The sequence below is a fragment of the Cyanobacterium sp. Dongsha4 genome (genome assembly GCF_036345015.1).
In the GTDB taxonomy this organism is placed as follows: Bacteria; Cyanobacteriota; Cyanobacteriia; order Cyanobacteriales; family Cyanobacteriaceae; genus PCC-10605.
This window is the reverse complement of the sequence record NZ_CP084098.1, coordinates 1,953,305-1,968,362: the sequence shown is the minus strand read 5'-3', so window position 1 is coordinate 1,968,362 and position 15,058 is coordinate 1,953,305. Positions and strand designations below refer to the sequence as shown.

Annotated in this window: 13 protein-coding genes and 1 pseudogene; 7 read left to right on the top strand and 7 right to left on the bottom strand. The window is 35.6% G+C overall.

From position 1 onward, the window contains the following. Positions 1–497 precede the first annotated feature (497 nt). Positions 498–836, top strand: a pseudogene (locus Dongsha4_RS08465) (DUF4440 domain-containing protein); the annotation flags it as partial. Here Dongsha4_RS08465 and Dongsha4_RS08460 read toward each other — a convergent pair. Beyond that, on the bottom strand, positions 750–1,016 hold the full coding sequence (locus Dongsha4_RS08460; protein ID WP_330205233.1) for a hypothetical protein: 267 nt from the start codon (positions 1,014–1,016) through the stop codon (positions 750–752). The pseudogene Dongsha4_RS08465 and the gene Dongsha4_RS08460 sit on opposite strands and share 87 nt — an antisense overlap. 150 nt (positions 1,017–1,166) lie before the next feature. On the opposite strand from Dongsha4_RS08460, the gene Dongsha4_RS08455 reads away from it, so the two are divergent. Continuing rightward, complete coding sequence (locus tag Dongsha4_RS08455) at positions 1,167–4,355, top strand: valine--tRNA ligase (protein ID WP_330205232.1); 3,189 nt, start codon at positions 1,167–1,169, stop codon at positions 4,353–4,355. 134 nt (positions 4,356–4,489) lie between these two features. Beyond that, the gene (locus tag Dongsha4_RS08450; RefSeq protein WP_330205231.1) at positions 4,490–4,927 is read left to right on the top strand and encodes a hypothetical protein; all 438 of its coding nucleotides are present in this window, start codon (positions 4,490–4,492) and stop codon (positions 4,925–4,927) included. A 192-nt stretch (positions 4,928–5,119) separates the two neighbouring features. Here the strand turns inward: Dongsha4_RS08450 and ftsY are convergent, their stop codons facing one another. Further along, positions 5,120–6,499, bottom strand: a complete 1,380-nt coding sequence (gene ftsY / locus Dongsha4_RS08445; protein WP_330205230.1) for a signal recognition particle-docking protein FtsY — start codon at positions 6,497–6,499, stop codon at positions 5,120–5,122. A gap of 138 nt (positions 6,500–6,637) precedes the next feature. Here ftsY and Dongsha4_RS08440 point away from each other — a divergent pair, with 138 nt between their 5' ends. The 3 genes from Dongsha4_RS08440 (at position 6,638) to Dongsha4_RS08430 (ending at position 9,530) form a co-directional block, all read left to right on the top strand. Continuing rightward, complete coding sequence (locus Dongsha4_RS08440; protein WP_330205229.1) at positions 6,638–7,231, top strand: sigma-70 family RNA polymerase sigma factor; 594 nt, start codon at positions 6,638–6,640, stop codon at positions 7,229–7,231. Beyond that, positions 7,228–7,584: a hypothetical protein gene (locus Dongsha4_RS08435; protein WP_330205228.1), complete on the top strand. Its 357-nt coding sequence runs from the start codon at positions 7,228–7,230 to the stop codon at positions 7,582–7,584. Before Dongsha4_RS08440 ends, Dongsha4_RS08435 begins: the two co-directional genes overlap by 4 nt. Before the next feature lie 278 nt (positions 7,585–7,862). Beyond that, positions 7,863–9,530: an RluA family pseudouridine synthase gene (locus tag Dongsha4_RS08430; protein WP_330205227.1), complete on the top strand. Its 1,668-nt coding sequence runs from the start codon at positions 7,863–7,865 to the stop codon at positions 9,528–9,530. A gap of 116 nt (positions 9,531–9,646) precedes the next feature. On the opposite strand, the gene Dongsha4_RS08425 is transcribed toward Dongsha4_RS08430, so the two are convergent. Continuing rightward, positions 9,647–9,835, bottom strand: coding sequence for an NAD(P)H dehydrogenase subunit NdhS (locus tag Dongsha4_RS08425; protein WP_015218645.1), 189 nt, complete (start codon positions 9,833–9,835; stop codon positions 9,647–9,649). 15 nt (positions 9,836–9,850) lie between these two features. Next, positions 9,851–10,051, bottom strand: a complete 201-nt coding sequence (locus Dongsha4_RS08420; protein WP_330205226.1) for a hypothetical protein — start codon at positions 10,049–10,051, stop codon at positions 9,851–9,853. A 148-nt stretch (positions 10,052–10,199) separates the two neighbouring features. Between Dongsha4_RS08420 and Dongsha4_RS08415 the strand changes: the two genes are divergently transcribed. After that, entirely contained in the window at positions 10,200–10,433 is a 234-nt protein-coding gene (locus tag Dongsha4_RS08415; protein WP_330205225.1) for a DUF7219 family protein, read from the top strand. Between the two features lie 137 nt (positions 10,434–10,570). Here the strand turns inward: Dongsha4_RS08415 and ctpA are convergent, their stop codons facing one another. The 3 genes from ctpA to Dongsha4_RS08400 form a co-directional block, all read right to left on the bottom strand. Beyond that, positions 10,571–11,818, bottom strand: a complete 1,248-nt coding sequence (gene ctpA / locus Dongsha4_RS08410; RefSeq protein WP_330205408.1) for a carboxyl-terminal processing protease CtpA — start codon at positions 11,816–11,818, stop codon at positions 10,571–10,573. 32 nt (positions 11,819–11,850) lie between these two features. Next, positions 11,851–12,402 (bottom strand): DUF3124 domain-containing protein, encoded by a 552-nt coding sequence (locus Dongsha4_RS08405; RefSeq protein WP_330205224.1) that lies wholly within the window; start codon positions 12,400–12,402, stop codon positions 11,851–11,853. A gap of 84 nt (positions 12,403–12,486) precedes the next feature. Beyond that, on the bottom strand, positions 12,487–14,649 hold the full coding sequence (locus tag Dongsha4_RS08400; protein ID WP_330205223.1) for a transglycosylase SLT domain-containing protein: 2,163 nt from the start codon (positions 14,647–14,649) through the stop codon (positions 12,487–12,489). Positions 14,650–15,058: the final 409 nt, after the last annotated feature.

The window sequence follows — 15,058 nt, the reverse complement described above, 5'->3', positions numbered from 1 at the left end:
CATATTGACTTACGCTGGTTACTACTTGTGAGTTTCATCTTACAAGAGTCAGTGTGGGGTTACTTCGTTCCTATTTACCATTCTTTGTTATCTTTAGAATCCTACTTTTCACCGAGTCTATATAGATGTTCCTAGTTCAGCATTTTCAGGCTGCTAGTATCTTAGACCTTTGACTTTTTTGTCCCCAGTGTATCAACCTTATTTTCACTGGATTGGAATTACGATGATTCAGGCATAGGTTTGTTTCCTACTCATGGATAACTTCGCTAGACAGAGTTTGAATTAAGGTTATTCATTACTCCCATTTAACCGAGCTTCAGCGTTTAGTTTACCAAACACTAATTCACTGTCGGTTATGCCGTCACTCCAACATCGAGAGGGAAGGATTTACACCTTCATGGTAAATAAGTTGTCAAGGTACATTATATGTGAACCTTGCCTAGTTTACGTCTTGGCTATTTTGCCTTAACTTTGACTAGAACGAATCGCACGAACAATATAACCAAGCCAGAGAAAATAAAGACGTTACCCAACTAGAAAAAATTTTAACCACTGAAATTGATCAATTAGTTTCTTCGGGAGAATGGCGAAGAGGAATAGAAAGTTCCATCAATGGGATGTTACGCAGTTCTAATACTAATCAGGGAAAAAGAACTATCACAGTAGAGCAAATTCGATTTTTAGACCCAAATATAGCGATCGTAGATACACGCTATCAAATAGAATTAAATGACAATAGAGTTAGAAATTTATGGAGTACATTTGTTGTTACTCGTCAAAATGACCAGTGGAAAATTACCGCCATTCGCAATATGTCGCCTACAGGACAACATTAAAATAAAATTCCGTTGAAAACAAAAAAAGGAAGAGATAACTTTCCCTTCCCCTTTACTTTTTAATTGATTACGCAACATTTGTAATCTTTTCTTTAACTGTCGCTTTCGTGCAGAACCACCCTTTCCCTTGTCGTTTCTTCCCTGACGACGGGGAGATTCCCAACTTTTTAGTCTTGACATGGTCTTTATCTCCAGATCAAAATTTACGATTAAAACCTATTCTAACCTATCTAGCAACATAACAAATAATATTTGAGAGTTAATCTATGGGAAAATAAATAAGACCACAATAGATAAATATTTATATTTAACTAAAAAAATTCTATTATTATGACTACACCCGAAACTATTTTACCTCCTCAATATGATCCTCAGATAACAGAAGCAAAGTGGCAAAAATTTTGGCGGGAAAAAGAAACCTTTAAAGCTAATCCCGATAAAGACGGAGAAACCTATGCTATTGTTATTCCTCCTCCTAATGTGACGGGAACTCTACACATGGGTCATGCTTTTAATACTTCCTTGATTGATACCCTTGTGCGTTATAACCGTATGAAAGGAAGAAATACCCTTTGTTTACCCGGTACAGATCATGCTAGTATTGCCGTACAAACAATCATTGAAAAGCAACTCAAAGCCGAAGGTAAAACCCGTTACGATTTAGGAAGAGAGAAATTTTTAGAGAAAGCATGGGAATGGAGACATCAATCAGGTGGCACTATTGTTAATCAATTACAACGATTAGGTTTATCTGCTGACTGGAGTAGGGAAAGATTCACCCTTGATGAGAATTTATGTGATGCGGTAAAAACTGCCTTTGTGCAACTGTATGAAGAAGGATTAATTTATCGTGGTCAATATATGGTGAATTGGTGTCCAGAATCTCAGTCGGCGGTGTCTGATTTAGAGGTAGAAAATAAAGAAGTTGATGGGCATTTATGGCATTTTCGTTATCCTTTGACGGAAGGAGAAGGGTATGTAGAGGTTGCTACCACTCGCCCTGAGACTATGTTGGGAGATACCGCCGTAGCAGTTAATCCCAATGATGAGCGTTATCAAGATTTAATCGGTAAAACCGTTACTTTGCCTATTACTAATCGAGAGATTCCCATTGTCGCTGATGATTTTGTCGATCGCACTTTTGGGACAGGATGTGTTAAAGTAACACCAGCTCATGATCCCAATGATTTTCAAATAGGTAAACGTCATGATCTACCTTTTATTAATATTTTAAATAAAGATGGGTCGATTAACGAAGAAGGAGGAGAATTTGCAGGACAAGATCGTTTTGTCGCTCGTAAGAATGTGGTTAAACGACTGGAAGAAGAAGGATTTTTAGTCAAAGTTGAAGATTATCGTCATAGTGTACCATACAGCGATCGAGGTAAAGTGCCTGTTGAGCCTTTACTGTCAACTCAATGGTTTGTTAAAATTGAACCCTTAGCCAAGAAAGCCTTAACAGAATTAGACGATAATCAATCCCCTCATTTTGTGCCTGAAAGATGGGAAAAAGTCTATCGTGATTGGTTAGTTAAATTGCAAGACTGGTGTATCTCTCGACAACTGTGGTGGGGGCATCAGATTCCTGCTTGGTATGTCACCAGTTTAACTAACGGGGAAATTACCGATGAGACTCCTTTTATTGTAGCACATAATGAAAACAGTGCGAGGGACAAAGCCGTTGAAAAATATGGTGAGGATATTATTCTAACTCAAGATCCAGATGTATTAGATACTTGGTTTTCTTCTGGGTTGTGGCCTTTTTCTACTATGGGATGGCCTAACAATACCGATGATTTTAATACTTATTTCCCCAATACCACGATGGTGACGGGATTTGATATTATCTTTTTCTGGGTTGCTCGTATGACCATGATGTCAGGTCACTTTACTGGTAAAATGCCCTTTAAGGATGTTTATATTCATGGTTTGGTAAGGGATGAAAATGGCAAAAAAATGTCAAAATCTGCCAATAATGGTATTGATCCTTTACTTTTATGCAATAAATACGGTACAGATGCCTTAAGATATACCTTAATTCGTGAAGTAGCTGGTGCAGGGCAGGATATTAGTTTACAATATAACCGTCAAACCGATGAGTCTGATTCGGTAGAAGCCTCTCGTAATTTTGCCAATAAGTTATGGAATGCCGCGCGGTTTGTGTTGATGAATTTAGATGGTAAAACCCCCGCCCAATTAGGCTATCCTAACTTAACTCAATTAGAAGGATGCGATCGCTGGATATTGTCACGTTTTAATCAAATTGTCAAGGAAACGGAAACATATCTTGATAATTACGGATTAGGAGAAGCAGCAAAGGGATTATATGAGTTTATCTGGGGTGACTTTTGCGACTGGTATATCGAGTTAGTGAAAACCCGTTTATGGCAAGACAAAGATTCTGCTTCCCGTAAGGTAGCACAACAAACCCTTGCTTATGTTTTGGAAGGTATCCTCAAACTGTTACATCCTTTTATGCCTCATATCACTGAGGAAATTTGGCACACTTTAACTCAAAATAGTGATGATAGTTTAGCTTTGCAATCTTTACCTGTGGTAGATGAATTGATGGAATTAACTACTATTCAAAAAATGACTCAACCTCAACAGGCTTTAGTGAGTTTTGAAAATACAGAGGAAGGCACTATAGTTAAATTAGGTCATCAAGTGGTAAGTTTATTAGACCAATTACCCGATCAAATTAGCGGTTTCTTGAGAAAATATCAACAACCTTTTACCGTAGTTGCGATCGCATTTTTGGTATTAGTAGTTATTCAATTGATTTCCTCCATTACCACCGCTATCCATGATTTTCCCTTACTTTCTCCCTTCTTACGCCTGATTGGTTTAGGTTATACAGGATGGTTTGTCTATCAAAATTTCATCTTTGTGGAGAAAAGACAGGAAACTTTGCAATGGTTAGCCAACTTTAAAGAGGAGATATTCGGTAATATTCAAAAAACCGACTCCCTGATTAAAATAGAAACGGAAGATACACCCCCAGTTATCACCCCTACCTTTACCACTCTTATCGATGAGAAATTAGAAACTAGCTTTAGCCTTCTTTTCGAGACAATACGTGCTATTCGTAACCTTCGTGCGGAAGCAGAAATTAAACCGGGGGTAAAAGTTAACGCTATTCTGCAATCAGAAAACCCTGAAGAAAGAGAAATTCTACAACAAACCCAAAACTATATTATGGAATTGGCAAAGGTAGAGAATCTTACCATTACTGATAGTTTAACCGATGAAGTCTCAAAGGCGATCGCCTCTGTAGTGGGTACAATTCAAATCTTAATTCCTTTAGAGGGTATAATCGACATTGAAAAACTAACCGCAAAATTAGAGAAAAAGCTCTCTAAAATTGAAGGGGAAGTTAAATCTTTAGAAGGGCGTTTAAATAATCCTAATTTTGTTAACAAAGCACCCAATGACATTATTGAAAACGCTCGAAATGCCTTAGCAGAAAGCAAAATTCAGGGAGAAATCTTACAAAAACGCCTAGAATTACTAAAATAATTAACAATCAAGAATGAAGAATTAAAAATTAAGAATTAATAAACTCATTACTCATTTCTCCCTACTCCCCACTCCCTACTCCCTACTACTCACACCCCAAACCCTAAAACCTAAACCTAAGTTTATTACCAAAAATGTTGCATTTAGCCGAAGTTATCAAAGATACTGACACAGGAAAACTTTTATTAAATCTTCTTGCTGTGGAAGAGTCTAAATTACAATGGACTTTTTGCAACAATCACTATATCCCTTTAGATAATGATGATAATTTTAAAGAGGGATTATTATTATTAGTGGAATTAAATAATCAAGGACAAATTTTGCGTTGTCAATCAGCTAAAGATTGGATTTTAAATTTACTCAAAGAGTATTTAATTGAAGGGAATTTTCGCAGTAATATCAATATACCTGAAGAAGAAGCAAGACTGGAAAAATGGCGTCAAGAGTTGACTTCTCAGAGCCAAGATTTAACCCGTATTCGCTTAGAAGTGGAAACGAGACGAGAGGAATTACAGGAGTTAGAACAAACTTTGTCGTGGGAAAAAGAAAAACTTAAATCCCAACATCAATAAGTTATAAAGGGCAAGGGGCAAAGGGCAAAGGGCAAAGGGCAAAGGTAAATAGTGTTGGGGTGAATAGTGAATCATTAAAAACTCCGAACATTCATTACTCATTACTTATTACTTTCTTCCAATAACCTGACTCCTAACTCCTAACTCCTAACTCCGAACTCCGAACCCAGAACACCCTATTTCCTCTTATGATTAACTTAAAAGGGCTTCGACAAATTCATAACTAGAAAAGGGGCGCAAATCCTCAATGCCCTCTCCTGCACCAATAAAACGAATTGGTAAGCCTAAATCTCGACATACTCCTAAAGCTACTCCTCCTTTAGCTGTGCCGTCGAGTTTGGTTAAAACTACTCCTGTTAGTTGAGCGGCTTCTGAGAATACTTGGGCTTGTTTTAAGCCATTTTGTCCTAGGGTAGCATCTAGTACCAATAGTGATTCGATATTGGCATCTACGGCTTTTTTATCTATGATACGGCGAATTTTGGCTAGTTCTTCCATTAAGTTTTTCTTATTTTGTAATCTTCCTGCTGTATCAACTAATAGTATTTCTGCATTACGTGCGATCGCAGCATTGATACCATCAAATACGACGGCCGCAGGGTCTGTATTTTTACCTTCATTGGCAATTACAGGGGTATTCGTCCTTTCTCCCCACACTTTAACTTGTTCTACTGCGGCGGCTCTAAAAGTATCGGCGGCGGCTATGACGCAATGATAACCTGATGTTTTCGCTAGGTGTGCTAATTTCCCGATAGTGGTGGTTTTACCTACACCATTCACTCCTGTTAATAACCAAATATTGAGTTTTCCTGCCTCTGGTTCAAATTCAGTTTTTGTTAATTTTTGTAACGGTTCATCTAAAACTTGTTGTAGTATTTCCTTTAAGGATGCGATCGCATCTTCAGAAGCCAGAGATTCTTCTTTTAACTTATTCTGTAAAGTATTAACAATATATTCCGTTGCTTCATAACCCACATCAGCACTATATAACATCGCCTCAATTTGCTCAATAGCGTTTTGATTAAGAGGTCCTTGTCCGATAACCGACTTTAACTGATTAACAAAGTTACGACGGGTTTTGCCCAATCCTTGACGTAATTTTCTCAGCCATGTAAATTCTTCCTCCGACACATCATCAGGTGTCCTTCCCTGAGACTCAAGCACCTGTGCAGACCAAACAAAATCTTCGTCTAATGGGGTTTCTTCTTCTTTTTCCGTTTCTATAGCCGTTTCTTTTAAAGCAGAGAGGCGATCGCTTTTTTGCATCCAAGCAGGGGCATTTTCCTTGACTTCCTCAGTTTTTTCCTCCACCGTTGAAGACGAATCAACATTTTCCCCCTCAGCAGAAAGACTATTTTCGACAGAAGCAACTCTATCATCTTCTGAATTGTCAGGAATTTCCTGCTTTTGTTTCTGAATATTAGCATAAGCGGCTTTTGCCCACTCTAAAGAAGGTTGAGACTGAGTTTCGGAGGTTGAGCAAGGAGCATTAGATTGTTTATCTTCAACAACAGGAGGTTTTTGTTCAATATTTTCTTTATTCTCTTTTTTACGGCGAAACCAATTAAACATAGTGATTGTGCATAAATATTCATTAATATATTGTAACCCTAGAAAGGAATCGGTTTCAGGTTTATACCAAGAGAATGTGAACCTTTACTCAAAGTCAAAAGTCTAAAATCATAGCAACAATAAATCACAAAAATTGAGATGAGCGTGTTAGCTGATGATTACTCTGAAGTTGCAGATTCTGATTTAGTCAGGAATTGTCAACAAGGAAATAAAACTTCATTTCGTTTACTATATCAACGTTATCATCATAAAGTCAGAGCAACTTTATATAAGTTGTGTGGTAGCGAAGTATTAGATGATTTACAACAGGAGGTATTTTTAAAAGTTTGGAAATCTTTACCCCAATTACGTAATCCTCAATATTTTTCCACTTGGCTTTATCGTATTTGTTGGAATGTTGCCTATGATCAAGGTTCTAGCAAAAAGCGAGAATTGCAACGTCATCAGGCAAATATTAACCAGACAAAACAATCTTTGGAATATAGTCTGGCAAAATCTAGTAATAATCATCAAGAGTTGTTGAAACTTCACTATCAAGAATTGGTAGCTAGAGGATTACAACATCTCAGTTTAGATCACCGAGCAGTCATAGTTCTTCATGATTTAGAAGATTTACCACAACAGGAAATAGCGGAAATATTATCTATTCCCCTTGGTACGGTTAAATCTCGTTTATTCAAAGCCAGAAAAAATTTGCGTCAATTTTTAGAACTTGAAGGTATTAGCTTATGAAACACGAAAGTGGTAATTCCGATGGAATTTGCGATGTAGAAGACATCTATTTATCATCCCAAGATGAGCAATTAGTTAGTTTTTTACAAACCCACTGCCCTCCTCCACCAGAGGAGTTAAAGCCCTGTGAAGACTTAATCATGATGTCAATTCTCACAGAAAAACAACAATCTCAAAAGACTAAACGATGGCGTAGGTTCATCTTCCCCACAGCCATATTAACAGTAATACTCTTGGTATCTGCATATATCTTTAAACCAAATTCTTCCCCTCAAATGGCTTCTGACCATGATGAGGAAATAGAGGCATTCATGATTAACAGTTGGCAAGGCTCAATGGCATTATCTGAATGACATCATAGATTTGTTTGTAGTTATGGCTTTAGCCACTACGCTAAATAAGCCTTAAAAGGCTTACTACTAACTTGTAGAAAAAATGTGATTATCCTATAAAAAATTAATCAACTTCAAGGGATAATATAACTATTCCTGCTTATTCTCATAGTTTGTAGTTGCAACTTTAGGCATTAAATTAAATAAGTCTAAATAAATAAATATTAAAAATAACTACTACTAAATTATGGAAAAAGTGCAAGTTTAAAAGTCATTCAAACCAGCCTAACTAATAAAATATGAATTTACAGACAATACTGCATTCTGTAGATGATTTTGTCAAAAAAGAAGATATTTTTCAAGAAGAAATAGTTACTTATTATTATGAAGGATTTTGCCCTAAAACTCAGCAAAAATTAAAGTTACCCCGCACAATTTTATCTGAAAAAATAGCATTGAAATTATGTGCTGAATTAGATAAAAATGAGATAAAAATGCCTAAAGGAAAAATGCTAGGAGTGTTAGTCGTTAAAGATAATTTAGGTGATTTGAAAGTTATTAAGGCTTTTTCAGGATTTTGGGGGGGCAAAAAAGAAATTCAGGGATGGGTTAATCAAATACCTGCGAATTCAGTCATCACAATGGCGGAGAAGTTGACTTTACAAAAACTAGATCAAATAAAGTGTCAAATTATTGCTCTTAAAAATATTTCCGTCAGAGAAGAATATAATAATTTAGAACAAAAATTTCAGCAAGAATGGCAATCCTTAAAAGAGATTCATCAAGCAAGAAAACAACTCAGACATGAATTAAGAAATGAGCTAAAAAATATAACTATTAATAATAGTCATATTGAAGAAAAATTAAAAGATTTGGAGCAAGAAAGTCGAAAAGATGATTGGCAAAGAAGAAATTTAAAACATAAATGGCAGGAAATTTTACAGCCTTTAAAAGCTGAAATTAGTTTCGCAGATCAAGAAATTAGAAACTTAAAAAGGCAAAGAAAAGAATTATCCCGACAATTACAAGCACAAATGCAAACGGCTTATTCTATGACCAACTTTGCGGGGGAAAGTTTAAGTGTGGGAAGTTTGCTTGGAAAAGATTTTATTCCTACGGGTACAGGGGATTGTTGCGCCCCAAAATTACTTCATTATGCGGCTACCAACAATTTAATACCTATTGCAATGGCTGAAATTTGGTGGGGTGATACTTCTCCTAACGGTGAAAAGGTCAATGGTCGTTTTTATCCTGCCTGTGAGTCAAGATGTCAGCCTTTGATGGGGTTTCTCTTGTCTGGATTACCCAGTTTTGAGGTTCGTACATCTTCGGCAACTTTACCAATTATTTATGAGGATGATTATTTATTAGTGGTAAATAAGCCTAGTGGGTTGTTATCAGTTTCTGGTAGAGGTATTGATAAATTTGACTGTGTGGAAACTCGTTTTAGACAGATTTTCACGGCTAAATCCTATAATTATCTTAAAACAGTTCATCGATTAGATCAAGATACTTCAGGCATATTAATTTTGGCGAAGGATGAAGATACCCATCTTAAAATGTCACAACTATTTTCTGCTAGAGAGGTGAAAAAAATCTATGAAGCGGTTGTAGAGGGCATAGTAAAAGAAGATAGGGGAATAATTGATTTACCGTTGTGGGGAAATCCTCGATCGCGGCCTCGTCAGGAAGTTAATTATCAATATGGAAAACCTAGTGTTACTCATTTTCGGGTCATAAAGAGAAAGGAAGCACAAACCCGCTTAGAGTTAATACCTATCACTGGTAGGACTCATCAGTTAAGAGTACATTGTTTACAAGGATTAGGTCTGGTTATAAGAGGCGATCGCATCTATGGTAAATTAGAACAAAATGAGGATCGATTATATCTTCATGCTAGAGAAATTATCTTTACTCATCCCCATACTCAAACCATTATACATCTAACAACAAAAACACCTTTTTAACTCCCGAATATCCAAGGGGTAAGAGGCAAGAGGCAAAAGTGTTTAATCAACACGCTTCCCCAATACCCTAATCCCCTAATACCTCAACACCCGAATTCCTAAATATTGTAACAAAATTACTTTTTGGCTTTAGGATCAAAAATCTCCAATTCAGATAGATTAAAAGTAATTAACTTATCCCAATTGCCGCCCTCAAATAAAACCGCCGCTTTACCATCAGTAACTCTTTGGACTAATCCTTGATAACGATAATAAATATCATCGGGATTGGTAACAGTAACAGTAGTGCCGGGTAATATAATCATGATTAAATTATTTGTTTAAAGACTGTGATGTAATATTTCAAAATCTGATTCTTCTAAAGATAATACTAACATTTCAGAGGTTTTGGGTAAATGAGTTTCCTTAATAATTACCTTTACTAACCAACGAGATGAAGATTCCTGCATTAATAAATAGCCAACAAAACCCCTTACATATTCAGGATTGATAATCTTTACTGCTATACCCGCTTTTAGCATCCCATCCTCATTTTCCTTGGGGAGAATAAAACCCCTCTAATATTTACTATGTCAACTTTTCGTAATATACCTCATTATTAGGTTAAGAAAAGGTTAACATGAAATTAAGTATAAACCATAAAGTGTATTTAAGAGGAGGATTGATTCTATGAGAAAGAATAACCACGGAAACTACATTAATTTATCCCCTCAAGATTTAAAAGATTATTATTATTCATCCCCAGAAAAATTTAATTCTCCTTCTCTCCATCGAGATTTACAAAGTTTTTCTCAACAGGTTAGTTATTTATCTGCACTGCATACTAATGGTAAGATTTCTTCCTCTGTAGCACATGATAAGTTAGATAGTTTGTGGCAAAGTTTAAACTCTGTAAATAATTAATCTCAGTTTGGCTTAAAAATATTGAATGAGGGCAGGTTACAGGTTGCAGGTTTAGGGGAGTAAAGAGTAATGAGGATGAAAGCTAGGAGTTTTTAATTCTTAACTATTCCCTATTGCCTTGTCTTAATTACTAATTCCTAATTGTCATTCTGACTAATCATGGTGGGTAAACTATCATTTTCCGTCAAAAATGCGATCGCAGCTTGATATTGAAGGTCTTTTTCTGTGCCAATTTCAAAATAACTGATAGGATCTTGAGTAATTTCTACATTAGGAGTAATACCCTTTTTGTTAATATCCTTATGATTAGGAGTTTCATACTTAGCCACAGTAATAGCAATTCCTGCACCATCAGGCAATTCAAATAAAGACTGAATTAAGCCTTTACCAAAAGTTGTTTCCCCGATTAAAGTTGCCCGTTGATTATCTTGCAAAGCCCCTGCTAAAATTTCACTAGCACTAGCTGAACCTTGATTGACTAAAACTACTAAAGGTGCATCCGTTAATTGATTACCTGTTGCGTCGTAACTACCAAAAATTCCCTGACGATTCACTGTATATACAATGGTACTAGGTGGAAGCCAAAGACGGGCGATTTCAATTCCTGCCTGTAATAATCCACCGGGGTTATTTCTTAGGTCTAAAATATAGGCTTTTGCCCCTTCTTGATCTAATTTTGCTAATTCGTGGGCTAAATCTTTACTCGCATTGCCACTAAACTGGTTCAAACGTAAATAACCAATGGGATAGTCGGAGTTACTTGTATCTAAACGGGCTGTTACTGAACTAAGAGAGAGGCGATCGCGCTTTAACTGATATTCTTTAATAATACCCTCTTTTTTACTTTTTACCTCTAGGGTCACTAAAGTACCAATTTTCCCTCTAATTTTATTAGCCGCCTCATCTAAAGTTAAAGTTTCAGTATCAATACCATCAATGGTCAAAATTTGGTCTCTTGGTTGAATACCTGCCGCTTCAGCAGGGGAATTCGGTAACGGAGAAACTACCTCTAAATGTTTATCTTCGGGATTAATACTTATTTGTAAGCCAATACCAGATAATTCTCCTGAAGTGGTAATTTGTAGATTTCGATATTGTCTGGGAGGCAAAAACCTTGTATAAGGATCATCTAAAGTAGCCAACATTTCACTGATAGCTTCATAGGCTTCATCCTTACTATGTAAAGGCTTTTTTAAAAATTTTTGTCGAATAAACCACCAATTTTGATTATTAAAAGAATCATCCACATAAGCCTCATTGACTAGACGCCAAGACTGAAGCAATAGTTTTTCCTCTTCCGTGTAAGCGTTAGCATTAGCTGGATTTAAGAATAAAGTTGAAAGGAATAGAATAATAGCGAATAAAAGATAAGGGATTTTTTTCATACTTTCTCTAGGCATAAATAATATTGGTTTATTTATTTTACATCCTCAAATTTTAACTCTTTAATTATTCTTCCTGTACTGACAAAAGAAATCCCCTGAGTACTAGCTGTACTAACCATAACAGATTCCGCAATAGGAGAAGAAACTTTTTTTTGTGCAACCCATTCAATGAGAAAATTACCCCCTACTCCCCCTCTAGTATCATTATCTTCTATATAAAAATTGGTTGAACTTAAGGCATTTAGTTGTATTGGATTGGATACATAATCTTCTAATAATTGCCCTTTACTATCATAATATTTAACAGATTTAATAATAATAGGAAACTCTAAATCAGTATTATGAAAACTCAACGTAATAGCTAAACTATGACTTCTTTGACGATTAGAATAATAAATATAAGAATAGGCAGGAACATAGATAATTTCGCCTGTGATGGGTTTAAAATTATCGTCTAGGTTAACGATTTGTGTATTAATAAATTGTCCTTTTGTTAATTCTAAATTATCCGTTTCTTCTGCTTGACAACTGATAATAAAAAAGGAAATAAATAATAATATTAAGTGCTTAATTTTCCATACCATAATAGTAGTTATTTTAGATTATTAGAGAGAAAGAAGATTAGTTTAGGGTTAGGAGTTAAGAGTTATCAACTATTCACCCCATCACTAATTTAATTTTTCCTCAATTTTAGGATCGTATAATTCTACATAATTCCAATAATTTCCAAATACTGTTTCTACATAATTTTTAGTTTCTGGAAAGGGTATATTCTCCACAAATTCATCTATATCTGCAAGACTGTAACGACTAATCCAATTACTTACATTGCCTGGCCCCGCATTATAACTTGCGATCGCCAACATGGAATTATTATTGTAAGTATCATGAGTATAATTTAAGTACCATGTACCCATTTTAATGTTATCTTCTGGATTGGTGAGAGAATATTCTTTAAGGTTAATTTGAGGGGCAATCCAAGCTCCTGTTTCTGGCATAATTTGCATCAACCCTGTAGCACCAACGGGGGATTTTATCTCTTTTTCAAAACGGGATTCTTGACGCATTAAAGAGGCAACTAAAAAAGGATTTAAGTTTCTTTCTTTTGACCATTTTACAATTAAATCTTCATAGGGAAACGGGAATAAAGCATACCAATATTCAGGGCTTCTGCGTAATATTTGCCATTCTCCGTAGTCTTCTGGATTATCTCTGTTTTTTAAATTCCAAATTAAATTGATACTTTCTAAGTATTTTTCTTGATTTTGTTTTAATAATCCTTGGACAAATTGTTCAGATACTGTTATTTCTTCTTTATTACCTATTTCTGCAGTAAAAAGATCGATCGCATCTTGATCTTCTCCTAATAAGAATAACTCTTTAAACTGATTTGATCCAGCAGGAGGAATGGGGCGCTGTTGTGGAGTTTCTACTTGTAAAGGCAAACTACGTAAATTATTAAAATCTCCCACATCTTTCCCTAGGCGAACTGCAGAACGCCAAGCATAATAAGAATGGGGATGATTTTGTAAAACATATTCATAGGCTTTAGTTGCTTCTTGATTTTGCCCCAGTTTTTCTGCCCATTTCCCAATCCAAAATCCTGCTTTTGGTGCAACCCCACTATCGGGGTTATTAACACTAATTTGTTGCGCCCACTGCCATGCGGAAACATAATCACCGCTATCGGCAAAATCTTTCGCTATTTGCCAACGATAGTCTGCCGCCTCCTCACTTTGGGGATATTTTTGTAAAATTGTATCTCTAACGTTGGTGGCTTCTTGATACCTACCTAATTGGGTTAAGAGGGTTGCTTTTTCTCTTAATGCTATGACAACTTCATCAGGATATTTGTCATCTACTTTATTGAGGAAAGAAAGGGCTTCTTCTCCATCAGACATCGCCGCTAATCGACGCCATGCCAACCCTGTTTCTGGGGCATCTGGATAGGTTTCCACTAACTTAAAATAAGCGGTTTTGGCTTCTTTTTCTTTGTCGGATACTTGATAACTACGGGCAATTCTATATAAATTTTGTGGGGTAGATGTGCCTTTTTCATAAGCAGAAGACACAAGGTTATAATTGCCTGTTTGCCAATAGTAGTTACCAACAATATCCCACTGTTTAGGCTCTAATTCTTGACCATATTCTTTAACGAGGCGATCGACTCTTGCTTTATTTTCGGGTACAATGTCATATTCGGCAAGGAGTAGCAATAATTCTTTTTGTTGAGGATTTTCTTCTAGTAGTTTAATTGCAATATCATGGGTGCGAGGATGTTGAGGGAATCGATTAATAGCTTCTTGGAAAAATTCAGGGTCATAATTACCTAGTTTATAATGTGCTTCTGCACTGACTAACTCATCAGGGTATTTATTAATCACATCTTGCCAGATTTTCTGTGCTTTTTCTGTACTATTATTTAGTTCGTAGGCTCTACCCTGTAACAAAAGAACATAAGGAGCTAAAATGGGATAGGTGCGATCGAGATTTTCTAAATATTGTAAGGCTTTTGCTCCATCAAAATCATTTCTCAAAGCATCCACCGCTAATAAATATTTTGCACGATTACGATCTAAAGAGGGAGTATCCTTATTCGCAATTGCCTCTAAACTAGCTTTTCTTTCCGATGGAGGTAAATTAACAAGAGACAAGACTTCAGAAGGAGCATCCAATCGATATTCTGGTTTTTTCTCAAAGGGAGAAATCAAAACATTGTTTAAAATTTCCAGTAATTTAGGTGTAAAAAAAGTTGCACCTGCCACACACACAGCCAAAATCACTGCTACTTGGATAATGACTTGATTTTTTTTGCTTTTATCGGTCTTCATTAACTACTCTTTTACTAATTTACCCGTCTTTTGATCATATCAGCTAAGTAAGAATTAATGGGACTTAAGTGGGTGAGTAATAAGCTAGGAGTGCATTTAATTTATCTGGTTAAGACAGGGAAGAGAGAAGCTCCTGTTAAGAGTATATTCTGTTTTTTTTACCATCATGTCTTAATTCTATTTCAAAATGTAAAAAATGTTACGAAAAATTTAGGCAGAATTATTTGTGTATTTTCTTTATACTAAGCAAAAGTTAACCTTGTCTTAATCTTGTTAGTTCTTATGTGATTGATTCTTCCTTTGAAGATTGAGTGGTGCAATGGACATATATACTCATCAATATTTTTCTTGAATTTAATACCTTTTTTTAATTAGTAAAAAACGCACAAAATTTTAATATATTTATGAT